Origin of the sequence: Actinomyces sp. oral taxon 897 (assembly GCF_002999235.1) — a bacterium.
GTDB lineage: Bacteria > Actinomycetota > Actinomycetes > Actinomycetales > Actinomycetaceae > Actinomyces.
In genome coordinates this window covers 131,091-144,982 of sequence record NZ_CP027236.1, presented here as the reverse complement: position 1 = coordinate 144,982, position 13,892 = coordinate 131,091, and the positions used below count along the sequence as shown (strand labels likewise).

The following is a 13,892-nucleotide window of genomic DNA, read 5'->3' as shown; positions in this document are numbered from 1 at the left end:
AGGTGCGCCTATCCTATCGTCATCTCCGGCTCCCGGGACGTAGCCCACCTCACATAGTGCGGCCCCGGGGTCCGGGACCGCCCGACGTGCTCATGCGCGAAGCCGTGACAGAATCGGCCCCATGTCTGAGCCTGCTGCCACCTCGGCCGCGTCCGGAAGTCCTGCCGACGCCGCGACCCCGCCCTTCCTCCTGCCCTCGCAGGTCCACAGCCCCCGCGTCCCGGCCAGGGCCTCCGCCGACGGCCTGGAGACCACCTGGGGAGGGCGCTGGGAGGAGGAGGGCACCTACGCCTTCGACCGCGGCGCTAAGCGCCACGAGGTCTTCTCCATCGACACCCCGCCGCCCACGGTCTCCGGCTCCCTGCACGTGGGCCACGTCTTCTCCTACACCCACACCGACACCGTGGCCCGCTTCCAGCGCATGCGCGGCAAGGCGGTCTTCTACCCCATGGGCTGGGACGACAACGGCCTGCCCACCGAGCGCCGGGTGCAGAACTACTTCGGGGTGCGCTGCGACCCCTCCCTGCCCTACGACCCGGACTTCACCCCCCCCTTCGCCGGCGGTGAGGGCAGGTCCGTCAAGGCCCGCGACCAGGTGCCGGTCTCGCGGCGCAACTTCGTCGAGCTGTGCGAGCGCCTGACGGTGGAGGACGAGAGGCAGTTCGAGGCCCTGTGGCGCCGCCTGGGCCTGAGCGTGGACTGGTCGCACACCTACCAGACCATCGGCGAGCGGGCCCGCACGGTGGCCCAGACCGCCTTCCTGCGCAACCTGGCCCGTGGCGAGGCCTACCAGGCCCAGGCCCCCGGCCTGTGGGACGTCACCTTCCAGACCGCCGTGGCCCAGGCCGAGCTGGAGTCCCGGGAGTACCCGGGCTTCTACCACCGCCTGGCCTTCCACATTGTGGACGCGGACGCCGCCGCGGCCGCCCGGGCCGCGGGCGCCCCGGTGGAGAACGACGTGGACGTGTGCATCGAGACCACCCGCCCCGAGCTGCTGCCCGCCTGCGTGGCCCTGGTGGCCCACCCCGACGACGAGCGCTACCAGCCCCTGTTCGGCACCACGGTGGCCTCCCCGGTCTTCGGCGTTAAGGTCCCAGTCCTGGCCCACCCCGCCGCCGAGAGGGACAAGGGCGCGGGCATCGCCATGTGCTGCACCTTCGGGGACACCACCGACATCGACTGGTGGCGGGACCTGGGCCTGCCGCTGCGGGCCGTCCTGCGCAGAGACGGGCGCATGGAGACCGAGACCCCGGAGTGGATCACCTCCCCGGCCGGCCGCGAGGCCTACGCCGCCATGGCCGGCAAGACCACCTTCTCGGCCCGCAAGGCCCTGGTGGCCGAGCTGGCCGCCACCGGCGAGATGCGCGGCGAGCCCACGGCGACGACGCGCCAGACGAACTTCTTCGAGAAGGGCGACAAGCCCCTGGAGATCGTCACCTCCCGCCAGTGGTACATCCGCAACGGCGGCAGGCAGTGGACCAACCCGGCGAGCGGCGCCGACCTGCGCGCCGAGCTGCTGGCCCGGGGCCGCGAGCTGGACTTCCACCCCGACTTCATGCGCGTGCGCTACGAGAACTGGGTGGGGGGCCTGAACAACGACTGGCTCATCTCCCGCCAGCGCTTCTTCGGCGTGCCCTTCCCCCTGTGGTACCGGGTGGGCGACGACGGCGAGGTCGACTACGACGCCGTTATCACCCCTAAGGAGTCCGCCCTGCCGGTGGACCCCTCCTCCGACACCCCGCCCGGCTACACCGAGGACCAGAGGGGCGTGCCCGGCGGCTTCGTGGGCGAGCTCGACATTATGGACACCTGGGCCACCTCCTCCCTGTCCCCCCAGCTGGCCTGCGGGTGGCTGACCGACGACGACCTGTTCACCCGCACCTACCCCATGGACCTGCGCCCCCAGGGCCAGGACATTATCCGCACCTGGCTGTTCACCTCGGTGGTGCGCGCGGACCTGGAGTTCGGCGCCCTGCCGTGGCGCCACGCCGGGCTCTCGGGGTGGATCCTGGACTCGGACCACAAGAAGATGTCCAAGTCCAAGGGCAACGTGGTCACGCCCATGGACCTGCTGGAGAGGTACGGCTCGGACGCGGTGCGCTACTGGGCGGCCTCGGCCCGCCTGGGCCTGGACGCGGCCTTTGAGGAGTCCCAGATCAAGGTCGGCCGGCGCCTGGCGATCAAGCTGCTCAACGCTTCGAAGTTCGCCCTGTCCATGGGCATCCCCTGGGACACCGACGAGGAGGCCCGGGCCGCCGCACCCGCCCCCTGCCTGGACGCCTCGGTGGTCACCGAGCCAATCGACCGGGCGGTCCTGGCGGCCCTGGCCGACGTGGTGGCCACCGCCACCGCGGCCTTCGAGCGCTTTGAGCACGCCCGCGCCCTGGAGGCCACCGAGTCCCTCTTCTGGACCTTCTGCGACGACTACATCGAGCTGGTCAAGGACCGGGCCAACGACCTCGGGGGCACGCACGAGGCCGCCGCGGTGCGGTCGGCGCGCGCCGCCCTGGCGATCGCGGTGGACACCTTCGTGCGCCTGCTGGCCCCCTTCCTGCCCTTTGTCACCGAGGAGGTGTGGAGCTGGTACCGCACCGGCAGCGTGCACCGCTCCGCCTGGCCCGAGGCCGGTGGCCTGCGTCAGGCCGCGGGCGACGCCGACGCCACCCTGGTGGCCCACGCCGGGGCGGCCCTGGCGGCCCTGCGCAAGGTCAAGTCGGAGGCCAAGACCAGTCAGAGGACGCCGATCCTCTCGGTGCGCCTGGTGGTGGCCCCCGAGTACGAGGAGGCCGTTGGGGCGGTGCGCGCCGACCTGACCGAGGCCGCCAAAGTCACCGGCAGCTTCGAGGTCGCCACGACGGCGGAGGCGGGAGCGGCACCGGTGGTCACCGCCGTCGAGCTGGGCCAGGCCCCCGCGCGCAAGAAGGCCTGACCTCCCCCAGCCCCGCCGGGCGGCCGACCTGAAGACGGCGGGGGGGCCGGGACGCGAGCCGCGTCCCGGCCCCCCCCGCCAGTTCCCGAGGTCCTCAGCGGACGCCCTGGAGCTCAGCCAGGGCGGAGCGGATCACGTTCAGGCGCTGGACAATGACCTCCTCGCTGTAGGGCAGGTCGGTGCTACGGCACTCGGCGGCGAGCCGGGACAGGGTGCGTACCTCCGGGAAGCCCTGCTGGGTCAGGGCGGTGACCTCCTCCAGGGCGGCCCGTCCGGTGGTGGCACCCCCCAGGTCCACCCACTGCCCCAGGCGGCGGGCGCAGCGGTCCAGGCTGGAGGTGACCCCGCGGATGACGTCGTCGAGCTCGGCGGCCTGGTTGCGCACGGAGCGCACCACCGGGGCGAGCCCTGCGAAGCCGGTGTCCAGGGCCTCGCACAGGTCGGTCAGGGACTGGACCGCCCCCTGCTCGGAGCCGTTGAGGGTGGAGGCCGCGAAGCGCCCCACCATGAGCGTCAGCAGCCGCATGAGCGCCACCGAGAAACGTAGTTGGAGCACGGCGGAGCGCATGGCCTGGAGACGCCGGGGCAGGCCCTTGAGCCCGACGCCGGCGCTGCCGGCCAGCTCGGTGATCTGCGTGGCCAGGCTCTGGCTCCTGGAGCGGGAGAAGGAGGCGACGTCATGGGAGACCAGGGTCTCAATGCGGCGAATCCGCCCGGTGACGTCGTTGAGCGTGCCCTGGGCCTGCTCCATGGTCCCCAGTAGACGCAGGTACTCGTCGAGCTGGAACACCAGGGCGTTAGTGTCGCGCTCAATGGTCGCCGCCGTGCTGAGGACCCGGGGCACGGGGCCGTGGGCGCCGGCCGCGGCCGGTACCCGCACGCCCTGACGCACCAGGGCGGCCACCTCCCGCGGTAGGCTGACCAGGGTCAGGTCGTGCAGGGAGGTCATCCCCAGGGCCTCCAGCTCGGAGGTGAGCTCGCGGGCACCGAACTCGGCGACCTGCCGCCGGGAGGCGCCCTGGTTGGCCAGGGACCTCTCCTTGCCCCGCACCCGGCGGTAGATGTCCTCCACGGCGGACTGGGTGGCGGTGTCCATGGGGCGGCAGCGCACCGACAGGAACCCGTCGTGCAGGGGCACAATGGTGGCGAAGACCCGGTAGTCTAGGTTGTCGGCGGCACGGTTGATGACATAGGCGCACACCGGCTTGTTGGCCAGTAGGTCATCCCACATGAGACGGAAGACACCACCGGGCATGTCCTGGTGCCGGATGATGTTGTGGGGCGACCCGACAAGACGATCGCGTGAATATCTTGAAAGAACATCAAACGTAGTGTTCGTGTTCTTAATGACACCCTTGGTGTCTGTGGTAGAGAAAAAGATGTCCTGTGGATCAAACAGGCGCTCATATCCGATCTGCGTTTCCATAGTTACATCTCACTGCTAGGGGAAGGACTTATCTCGCCTCAGAGCAGGTCAGAAGGAGCACTCGGACCAGGCGCGGCGACTCGTGAGGGAGTCTAGTGTCTGCCGAGGAAAAACGCATCTGCGTGTCAACGCCGGATCCTGCCGTGCAGGCAGTATCATCCCCAGCCCGTCCTTCGCCTGACTGCCATCACATGTGTTCAGGGACACATCGCGGGCACCTACCACTACCCCGGCGGCGGACGCGGTCGAGGCGCGTTTGGCACAATGGCCGGGTGACTCCGTCCCCCTCCTCCCCCGCCGCCGCCCCGCGCCCGGCGGACCAGATGCCCCGACTCCTTCACGGCGTGTCCTCCAGCCCCCTGTCCCAGGAGCCCGACCCCACCTGGACGGTGCCCTGGCTCCTGGCGGACCGGGTGGCCCGCCTGCCCGAGGCCACTCTCATCGAGCGCAAGTCCCAGCTCGGCGACAGCTGGACCAGGGTCAGCGCCCAGGCCTTCGGCAAGGAGGTCACCCGTCTGGCCGCCGGGCTGATCGGCATGGGCCTGGAGCCGGGGGCCAGCGTGGCGCTCATGGCGCGGACCTCCTTCGACTGGTCGCTGCTGGACATGGCGATCGCCAGGGCCGGCCTGGTCTCGGTGCCGATCTACGAGACCGACTCGGCCGACCAGGTGGCCTGGATCCTCCAGGACGCCCAGGTGCGCCTCCTCGTCGTCGAGTCCGCCGCCCACGCCGAGGTGGTGCGCACCGGGGCCCGGTCCCTGGCCGCCACCTGCCCCGAGGCCGCCCAGGCCCCCGTCCTCGTCCTGGAGCGGGACGCCCTGGCCACCATCACCGCGGCCAGCCGGGAGGTCACGCTCTCCCAGGTGGACGAGCGCTCCAACGCCCTGACCAAGGACGACGTCTACTCCATTATCTACACCTCAGGCACCACCGGGCGCCCCAAGGGCGTGGTCATCACCCACGCCAACGCCGCGGGCCTGGCCTGGAACGGCGTGCGCTGGCTCCCCCAGCTCCTCAACTCCCCGGGCACGCGCCTGCTGCTGTTCCTGCCCCTGGCCCACTCCTACGCCCGGTTCCTCCAGCTGCTGGCGATCGCCGGGCAGGGGGTGCTGGGGCACACCCCCGACGTCAAGACCCTCCTGCCGGACCTGGCCGCCTTCGCCCCCACCTACGTCCTGGCCGTCCCCCGGGTCCTGGAGAAGATCTACAACGCCGCGGACGCCAAGGCCGGCAGCGGCCTGAGGCTCAAGACCTTCCGCTGGGCGGCCAAGGTGGCCATCGCCTACTCCCGGGCCCTGGACACCCCCCAGGGGCCCGGAACCGGCCTGCGGGCCTCCCACCACCTGGCCGACCGCCTCGTCTACCGTCGTCTGCGCGCCCTGCTGGGCCCCAACGCCCGCTACGCCATCTCCGGGGGCGGCCCCCTGGGCGAGCGCCTGGGCCACTTCTACCGCGGCATCGGCCTGGTCATCCTGGAGGGCTACGGCCTGACCGAGACCATCGGCCCCGCCCACGTCAACCTGGACACCGTCAACAAGATCGGCACCGTGGGCCCGCCGGTGTGCGGCAACGAGACCAGGATCAGCCCCGACGGCGAGGTCGAGGTCCGCGGCATCGGGGTCTTCCCCCGCTACCACAACAACCCCGAGGCCACCGCCGAGTCCTTCACCCCTGACGGGTGGTTCCGCACCGGGGACATCGGCAGCCTGGACGACGACGGCTGGCTGCGCATCACCGGCCGCAAGAAGGAGCTCATTGTCACCGCCGGGGGCAAGAACGTGGCCCCGGCGGTCCTGGAGGACCGCCTGCGCGGCCACCCCCTGGTCAGCCAGGTCCTCGTGGTCGGGGACCGGGAGCCCTTCATCTCCGCGCTCATCACCCTGGACGCCGAGATGCTGCCCCAGTGGCTGGCCAACCACGGCCTGCCCGAGATGGACGTGGCCCAGGCGGCCACCAACCCGCAGGTGCTCGCCGCCCTGGACAAGGCCGTGGCACGCGCCAACCGGGTCGTCTCACGCGCCGAGTCCATCCGCGCCTACCGGGTCCTGACCACCGACTTCACCGAGGCCAACGGGCTGCTGACCCCCTCCTACAAGGTCAAGCGCGCCGCCGTGCTCAAGGCCCACGCCGAGACGATCGCCGACATCTACAAGTCCACGCGCAAAGGGCCCCAGGACTAGCCACCCGGCCGGGCTACCCGACCCGACCGACGCGGGCCCCGACCCGACCGGTGTGGGCCCCGGCCCGGCCGGGGCCCACAGCCGTAGCCGGGTGCGCGGGCACCGGTGCCACGGTGCGGCAGGAGCGGGTCCCCGCGCGGTTCGGCAGTAGGCCAGGGTCACAGCACCACGTAGGTGCACCGGACCTGCCGGGCGTCAGACAATGGCCCCATGACCTCCATCCCCAGTGACCCCACGCCCACCGGCCCCGGCCCCGTGTACTCCACCCCGCTGCTGGTACCGGTCCACCAGGGGATGACCGCGCCCTGGGCCCTGGCAGAACGTGAGCGCCGCAACCCGCAGGGCCCCCTGGTGTGCCACAAGGCCGCGCTGGGGCGCACCTGGAGGACCATGAGCGCCTCCAGCTTCCGCGCCCAGGTGCGTGAGGTGGCCGCCGGGCTGGTGGCCTGCGGCCTGCGGCCGGGGGACCGGCTGTCCATTATGAGCCACACGAGCTACGAGTGGACCCTCCTGGACTTCGCGGCCTGGGAGGCGGGCCTGGTCGTCGTCCCCGTCTACGAGACCTCCTCGGCCGAGCAGGCCGAGTGGATCCTCACCGACGCCGGGGTCAGCCTCATCGCCGTGGAGGATGAGTCCATGGAGCGCATGGTCGAAGCCCTGCGTCGTACCAGCCCCGCCCTGACCGACCTGCAGATCCTCAATGTCGCCCGCGAGGGCGTCACCGAGCTCATCGCGGCCGGCAAGAGCGTGGACCACGCCGAGCTCGACGCCCGCACGGGGGCGCTGACCAGCTCGGACCTGGCCACCATTGTCTACACCTCCGGGACCACCGGACGCCCCAAGGGCGTCGAGCTCACCCACGGCAACCTAGTGCACCTGAGCGTCAACACGGTCGTCCACCTGCCCGAGATCCTGGGCCACGAGGCGGTGCGCCTCCTGCTCTTCCTGCCCCTGGCGCACGTGCTGGGCCGGTTCGTCCAGATCGCGATCGTCTGCTCGCCCTACGGCGTCATGGGGCACGCACCCGACATCAAGAACCTGGTCTCGGACCTGGAGACCTTCCGGCCCAGCTTCATCCTGGCGGTGCCCCGCGTCTTCGAGAAGATCTACAACGCGGCCGACGCCCGCACCTCCGGGCTCCGGCAGAAGATCTTCCGCACGGCCGCCAAGACCGCGATCGCCTACTCCCGGGCCCTGGACACCCCCCAGGGCCCCAGCCGGACCCTGCGCGTCCAGCACCGGCTGTTCGACCGCCCGGTCTTCTCCGCCCTGCGCCGCATCCTGGGAGGCAAGGTCACCCACGTCGTCAGCGGCGGCGGGCCCCTGGGCGAGCGCCTGGGCCACTTCTACCGCGGCGCGGGCGTCACCGTCCTGGAGGGATACGGCCTGACCGAGACGGCGGCCCCCGCCACCGTGGCCCAGCCCGCCACCATGGTCATTGGCACCGTGGGCGGGCCCATGCCCGGCACCCAGGTGCGCCTGGCCGAGGACGGGGAGATCCTCATCCGGGGCATTGGCCTGTTCACGCGCTACCACAACAACCCCGCCGCCACCGCCGAGTCCCTCGTGGAGCTGCCCGCCGAGCCCGCTGACCACGCACCGTCCGGCGCCGCGAGCGCCCAGGAGGGCGACGGGGCCCCGGCCACCGAGCGCTGGTTCCGCAGCGGGGACATCGGCACCTTTGACAGGCACGGCTTTCTGCGCATTACCGGCCGCAAGAAGGAGATTATTGTCACTGCCGGGGGCAAGAACGTGGCCCCGGCGGTCCTGGAGGACCGCCTGCGCGGCCACCCCCTGGTCAGCCAGGTCCTCGTGGTGGGTGACAACCGCCCCTGCATCGGGGCCCTGATCACGCTGGACGCCGAGATGCTGCCCCTGTGGCTGGCCAACCACGGCCTGGAGGACATGGACGTGGTGGCCGCCGCGGCCGACCCCCGGGTACGCGCCGCCCTGGAGCGGGCGGTGGCCCGGGCCAACGAGGCGGTCTCGCGGGCGGAGTCAATCCGCACCTTCACCATCCTGCCCACGGACTTCACCGTGGCCAACGGCCTGCTGACCCCCTCCCTGAAGGTGCGCCGGGCCCAGGCCCAGGAGCGCTACGCCGCGCAGATCGAGGAGCTCTACGCCCTGCCACCGCGCTGAGCCCGCTGGCCCCCGCCGGGCGGGTCCGGTCGACGTCCAGGTCCACTCCGGTGGACTCCCCCAGCTGACCGCCGGGCGGGTCCGGCTGCGTCTTCGTCGCCGTGACCGAGGGCGGGTCCGGCTGTGCGGCCGCCTCCTTACGTAACACCGTCGTGCCGGCCCCCGGGCCGGACGTCGGCCTAGTGGTCCTGCCCGTCCCTGATCGCCTCGTGGTGGCGGATGACCTCGGCGACTATAAAGGCGAAGAACTTCTCCGCAAAGACCGGATCCAGCCCGGAGCCCGCGGCCAGGGCCCGCAGCCGCGCCACCTGGCGCCGCTCCCGCTCCGGATCCGAGGGCGGCAGGTCCAGCTCGGCCTTGAGGTGCCCCACCATCTGGGTGCAGCGGAAGCGCTCGGCCAGGAGGTGGACCAGGGCGGCGTCGAGGTTGTCAATGGTGGCCCGGTAGCGGGCCAGCTCAGGGGGTACCCCCGGCACCCCCCGCTCCACCTGCTCGGCGGTGCCGACCAGCTGGGCCGATCCCGGCCCCTGCGGGTCGTCCGCCCTCACCGGGACGCCCCCGGGGCGCACGGTCCCATCAGGCGCTCCGTCGCGCCCGCTTGGAGGTGGCGGCCAGGACCCCCGGTCCGGCCTCGTAGCGGGGAGCCCCCCCGCCCCGGACGGCGTCGACGTCCACGACCACGCGCCCCACCTCCGGCATGGAGGGGACCTCGAACATGGCCTGCCCCAGGATCTCCTCCACGATGGAGGTCAGTCCCCTGGCCCCGGTCTTGCGCTCCAGGGCCAGACGGGCCACCGCCTGGATGGCCTCGTCGGTGAAGGTCAGCTCCACCCCGTCGAGGCTGAACAGGTACTGGTATTGGCTGACGAGCGCGTTCTTGGGCTCGGTCATCACCCGCACCAGCTCGGGCACGCCCAGGTCCTGGACGGTGGCGATGACGGGCAGACGGCCGATGAACTCCGGGATCATGCCGAACTTGTGCAGGTCCTCGGGACGTACCGGCTCGGTGAAGACGTCCTTGGCGGAGTCCGAGGCCAGGGTGGCACCGAACCCCATGAGCTGGGCGCCGGCCTCCTTGCGCTGGCGCTGGCGCACGATCTCCTCGATCCCGGCGAAGGCCCCGGCCGCGATAAAGAGGATGTTGGTGGTGTCGATCTCCTGGAACTCCTGGTTGGGGTGCTTGCGCCCGCCCGTGGGGGGCACCGAGGCCGTCGTGCCCTCGATGATCTTCAGGAGGGCCTGCTGCACCCCCTCACCGGAGACGTCGCGGGTGATGGAGGCCGACTCCGCCTTGCGGCCGATCTTGTCGATCTCGTCGATGTAGATAATCCCCTTCTCGGCCCGCTTAATGTCCCCGTCAGCGGCCTGGATGAGCTTGACCAGGATGTTCTCCACGTCCTCGCCCACGTAGCCGGCCTCGGTCAGGGCGGTGGCGTCCACGATGCAGAAGGGCACGTCGAGCATCTTGGCCAGGGTGCGGGCCAGGTGGGTCTTGCCGGTGCCGGTGGGGCCCAGGAGGAGGATGTTGGACTTGCCCAGCTCCAGGCCCTCCCCCTCCCCCACGGCGCGCTCGCGGACCTGGACCCGCTTGTAGTGGTTGTAGACGGCCACGCTCATGGCCCGTTTGGCGGCCTCCTGGCCGATGACGTACTCCTCCAGGAAGTCGAAGATCTCCCGCGGCTTGGGCAGCTCCAGGGGGACGCCGGCACCGTTCTCGCTCAGCTCCTCGTCCACGATCTCGTTGCACAGCTCGATGCACTCGTCGCAGATGTAGACGCCGGGGCCCGCAATCAGCTTGCGCACCTGCTTCTGACTCTTGCCGCAGAAGGAGCACTTGAGTAGGTCGACGCTCTCAGCATTGCGTGGCACGGTTCCTCCGATTCGTGCGTCAGGGCGGGGGCCTCAGCTTATGACCAGCAGGCCCAAAAAGTCAGCAACTTCACCTCAAATGTGTCATACACGCCACTGGAGGGCCTCGAGGTCCGACGGCGTCACCGCGCCGTCGGGCCTCGGGACCGGGCCGGTGGGTCAGGAGGCGTGGGGTGAGGGCAGGGCCTTGCGCGAGGCGAGCACCTGGTCCACGATCCCGTACTCCTGGGCCGCCTGGGCGGTGAGGATCTTGTCGCGCTCCAGGTCCTTGTGGACCTTGTCGCGGTCCTGGCCGGTGTGGGCGGCCAGGGTGTCCTCCAGCCAGGCACGCATGCGGTCGATCTCGTCGGCGACGATCTCGATGTCGCTGGCCTGGCCGTGCATGCCCTCCATGGCGGGCTGGTGGATGAGGACCCGGGCGTTGGGCAGGGCCAGGCGCTTACCGGGGCTGCCGGCGGCCAGCAGCACCGCGGCGGCGGAGGCGGCCTGCCCCAGGCACACGGTCTGCACCTGCGGCTTAATGTACTGCATGGTGTCGTAGATGGCCGTCAGTGCCGTGAAGGAGCCGCCGGGGCTGTTGATGTACATGGTGATCAGCCCGTCGGGGTCCTGGGACTCCAGGACCAGGAGCTGGGCCATAATGTCGTCGGCACTGGCGTCGTCGACCTGGACGCCCATGAAGACGATGCGGTCCTCGAAGAGCTTGGCGTAGGGGTCCTGGCGCTTGAAGCCGTAGGCGGTGCGCTCCTCGAACTGGGGCAGCACGTAGCGTGAGACGGGCAGGGCGCCGGCGGCGCCGGCGGCGCCCGTCTGCCGGGTGACGGCGTCGAAGTAGGGGCGGGTGCTCATGTCAGTTCTCCCCGTTGCTCTGGGCCTGCTGGCCGATCTCGCGGCTGGAGCTCACAATGTGGTCCACGAAGCCGTACTCCAGGGCCTCGGTGGCGCTGAACCAGTGGTCGCGGTCGGAGTCGGCCAGGATCTCCTCCACGGTGTGCCCGGTGTCGGCCGCCGTGATCTGGGCCAGCTCGTGCTTCATGGCGATAATGAGGTCGGCGTTAATGCGGATGTCGGTGGCGCTGCCGCCCGCCCCGCCGGAGGGCTGGTGCATGAGGACGCGGGCGTGGGGGGTGATGTAGCGCTTGCCCCGGGCCCCGGCGCTCAGCAGGAACTGCCCCATGGAGGCGGCCAGCCCCGTGGCCACGGTGACGACGTCGGGCTGGACGTACTGCATGGTGTCGTAGATGGCCATGCCAGCGGTCACCGAGCCGCCGGGGCTGTTGATGTAGAGGTAGATGTCCCGCTCGGGGTCCTCGGCGGCCAGGAGCAGCATCTGGGCGCAGATGGCGTTGGCGTTGTCGTCACGCACCTCGGAGCCGAGCCAGATGATGCGCTCCTTCAGGAGGCGGTTGTAGATGGAGTCGGTCAGGGCCAGGCCGTTGCCGGGTCCCTCGGCCGCCGCCGGGGTGCTCCCGGCCGCAGAGTGCTCGCTCACGAAAGTCCTCTCGTTGTGCTTGGTGCCCAACTTAACCCCGGCGACGGAGCCGGTATGCCCGCTGTCCCGGCCTTTCGCCGTGGGCGCATGGGGCCGCGGCGCCGGCTGCGGGGCGCCGGGCGCCGGCCTGCCCAGGTACCGGCCGCGGGGTGCCGTCCTGCCAGGCGACGGCGCCGCCTGGTCCTCGCCGCCTCCCGGGCCGGGACGACGGGACCCGTCCTGCCCCTTAAGCCCGGCTGGCACGAACTGGCCCCTGGCGCCGGGGACAGGAAGAGGATAGCCTGATCTCACTGATTTATGCCGGAGGAAACAGGATCAAAGTACATGGACGTCACACAGGACCCGCCCCGGGACAGCGGCCCCGGCCCGGGAGCCACGCCCCCGCACCCAGCAGGTCAGGGCCACGGACAGCGCACGGCCCCCGAGGCGTCCCGCATGCAGGGCCACTGGCTCCTGGCCCGCCTGGGCAAACGGGTCCTGCGCCCCGGCGGCATCGACCTGACCCGCCGCATGCTCGCCGCGGCCAAGCTGGAACCCGGGGAGCGCGTGGTCGAGCTCGGCCCGGGTGTGGGCCGCACCGCCGAGCTGCTGCTGGCCCGCCACCCCTCCTCCTACCACGGCGTGGACCCCAATCCTGAGGGTCGCGACCAGGTCGCCGCGATCCTCGACAAGCATCCCGGGGCCGAGTACGTGGTGGCCGACGCCGCCGCCACGGGCCTGCCCGACGCCAGCGCCGACCTGGTGGTGGGCGAGGCCATGCTCACCATCCAGTCCGACGAGCACAAGCGTGAGATAGTCGCCGAGGCCGTGCGCCTCCTGGCGCCGGGGGGCCGCTACGCTATCCACGAGCTGGCACTGCGCGGGGACCGCTCCCCCGCCGAGCTCGAGGCGGCCCGCAAGGAGCTCTCCCGCACCATTAGGGTCGGCGCCCGCCCGCTGCCGCTGGAGGCCTGGAAGGACCTGCTCACCGACGCCGGGCTGGTCGTGGAGTGGACCGGCACCGCCCCCATGCACCTGCTGGAGCCGGGCCGCCTCGTCCAGGACGAGGGCCTGCTGGGTGCCGCCCGCTTCTGGCGCAATGTGCGTCGCACCCCCGGGGCCCGTGACCGGGTACGGGCCATGCGCCAGGCCTTCCAGCTGCAGGGCGAGCTGCTCAGCGCCGTGGGCATGGTGGCCCGGAGGCCCCGGGCATGAGCGCCCCGCCCCCGGAGGCCGCCACCGACCTGGTCCTGGACCACGTCACCATGGTGCGCCGCGGCCTGACCCTGGTGGAGGACCTGTCGCTCACGGTCCGTCCCGGCCAGACCCTGGCCGTCACCGGCCCCTCCGGCGCGGGCAAGACCACGCTCCTGCGCGCCGTCTCCGGCCTGTCACCCACCGACGCCGGCAGCGTCAGGCGCCCCGACGGCCGCCTGTCCCAGGTGTTCCAGGAGCCCCGGCTGCTGCCCTGGTACTCCGCGCACCGCAATATCTCCCTCATTGTGGACGGCCCCGCCCCGGACCTGGCGGCCGTGCAGTGGCTGGAGCGGGTGGGCCTGGCCTCGGCGGGCCACCTGCCCCCGGCGCGCCTGTCCGGCGGCATGCGTCAGAGGGTGGCCATTGCCCGGGCACTGGCCGCCTCACCCACCCTGCTGCTGGTGGACGAGCCCTTCTCCGCCCTGGACCGGCCCCTGGCCGCCTCCCTGCGGGCCGACCTCATGGCGCTCCTGGCCGACCAGGACGTGGTGACCGTGTGGGTCACGCACGACCCGCAGGAGGCCGAGGAGGTCTCCCACCTCCACCTGCACCTGGACGGCCCGCCCGGCACCTGGCACCTGGACACCTGAGTCCTTGAATCCCCGCCTCCCCGCGGCC

The 13,892-nt window shown here is 71.5% G+C and carries 10 protein-coding genes; 5 read left to right on the top strand and 5 right to left on the bottom strand.

Translation table 11 applies throughout. The annotated features are described in order from the left end of the window. The first annotated feature begins 121 nt into the window (after nt 1–121). Entirely contained in the window at nt 122–2,929 is a 2,808-nt protein-coding gene (valS, locus tag C3V41_RS00600; RefSeq protein WP_106108659.1) for a valine--tRNA ligase, read from the top strand. A gap of 94 nt (nt 2,930–3,023) precedes the next feature. Here valS and C3V41_RS00595 read toward each other — a convergent pair whose 3' ends face one another. Further along, on the bottom strand, nt 3,024–4,355 hold the full coding sequence (locus C3V41_RS00595; RefSeq protein WP_106108658.1) for a diguanylate cyclase: 1,332 nt from the start codon (nt 4,353–4,355) through the stop codon (nt 3,024–3,026). A 272-nt stretch (nt 4,356–4,627) separates the two neighbouring features. Here C3V41_RS00595 and C3V41_RS00590 point away from each other — a divergent pair, with 272 nt between their 5' ends. Further along, the gene (locus tag C3V41_RS00590) at nt 4,628–6,535 is read left to right on the top strand and encodes an AMP-dependent synthetase/ligase (RefSeq protein WP_441299710.1); all 1,908 of its coding nucleotides are present in this window, start codon (nt 4,628–4,630) and stop codon (nt 6,533–6,535) included. A 210-nt stretch (nt 6,536–6,745) separates the two neighbouring features. Then, nucleotides 6,746–8,677: an AMP-dependent synthetase/ligase gene (locus C3V41_RS00585; protein ID WP_106108657.1), complete on the top strand. Its 1,932-nt coding sequence runs from the start codon at nt 6,746–6,748 to the stop codon at nt 8,675–8,677. A gap of 179 nt (nt 8,678–8,856) precedes the next feature. Here C3V41_RS00585 and C3V41_RS00580 read toward each other — a convergent pair whose 3' ends face one another. The 4 genes from C3V41_RS00580 to C3V41_RS00565 all read right to left on the bottom strand — a co-directional run bounded on the left by C3V41_RS00580 (nt 8,857) and on the right by C3V41_RS00565 (nt 12,038). Further along, on the bottom strand, nt 8,857–9,186 hold the full coding sequence (locus tag C3V41_RS00580; RefSeq protein ID WP_106110561.1) for a chorismate mutase: 330 nt from the start codon (nt 9,184–9,186) through the stop codon (nt 8,857–8,859). A 67-nt stretch (nt 9,187–9,253) separates the two neighbouring features. Further along, on the bottom strand, nt 9,254–10,546 hold the full coding sequence (clpX, locus tag C3V41_RS00575; RefSeq protein ID WP_106108656.1) for an ATP-dependent Clp protease ATP-binding subunit ClpX: 1,293 nt from the start codon (nt 10,544–10,546) through the stop codon (nt 9,254–9,256). Between the two features lie 159 nt (nt 10,547–10,705). Further along, on the bottom strand, nt 10,706–11,395 hold the full coding sequence (locus C3V41_RS00570) for an ATP-dependent Clp protease proteolytic subunit (protein ID WP_106108655.1): 690 nt from the start codon (nt 11,393–11,395) through the stop codon (nt 10,706–10,708). Nucleotide 11,396: 1 nt separating this feature from the next. Next, the gene (locus C3V41_RS00565; RefSeq protein ID WP_106108654.1) at nt 11,397–12,038 is read right to left on the bottom strand and encodes a ClpP family protease; all 642 of its coding nucleotides are present in this window, start codon (nt 12,036–12,038) and stop codon (nt 11,397–11,399) included. Nucleotides 12,039–12,473: 435 nt separating this feature from the next. Between C3V41_RS00565 and C3V41_RS00560 the strand changes: the two genes are divergently transcribed. Together C3V41_RS00560 and C3V41_RS00555 are read left to right on the top strand one after the other, a co-directional pair. After that, nucleotides 12,474–13,232, top strand: a complete 759-nt coding sequence (locus C3V41_RS00560) for a class I SAM-dependent methyltransferase (RefSeq protein WP_106108653.1) — start codon at nt 12,474–12,476, stop codon at nt 13,230–13,232. Continuing rightward, entirely contained in the window at nt 13,229–13,864 is a 636-nt protein-coding gene (locus tag C3V41_RS00555; RefSeq protein WP_106108652.1) for an ABC transporter ATP-binding protein, read from the top strand. Before C3V41_RS00560 ends, C3V41_RS00555 begins: the two co-directional genes overlap by 4 nt. The last annotated feature ends 28 nt before the right edge of the window (nt 13,865–13,892 follow it).

Excerpts from the sequence above, each read along its gene's own strand:
- valS (WP_106108659.1), top strand. The coding sequence starts at position 122 with ATGTCTGAGCCTGCTGCCACCTCGGCCGCGTCCGGAAGTCCTGCCGAC.
- C3V41_RS00595 (WP_106108658.1), bottom strand. The coding sequence starts at position 4,355 with ATGGAAACGCAGATCGGATATGAGCGCCTGTTTGATCCACAGGACATC.
- C3V41_RS00585 (WP_106108657.1), top strand. The coding sequence starts at position 6,746 with ATGACCTCCATCCCCAGTGACCCCACGCCCACCGGCCCCGGCCCCGTG.
- C3V41_RS00570 (WP_106108655.1), bottom strand. The coding sequence starts at position 11,395 with ATGAGCACCCGCCCCTACTTCGACGCCGTCACCCGGCAGACGGGCGCC.
- C3V41_RS00560 (WP_106108653.1), top strand. The coding sequence starts at position 12,474 with ATGCAGGGCCACTGGCTCCTGGCCCGCCTGGGCAAACGGGTCCTGCGC.
- C3V41_RS00555 (WP_106108652.1), top strand. The coding sequence starts at position 13,229 with ATGAGCGCCCCGCCCCCGGAGGCCGCCACCGACCTGGTCCTGGACCAC.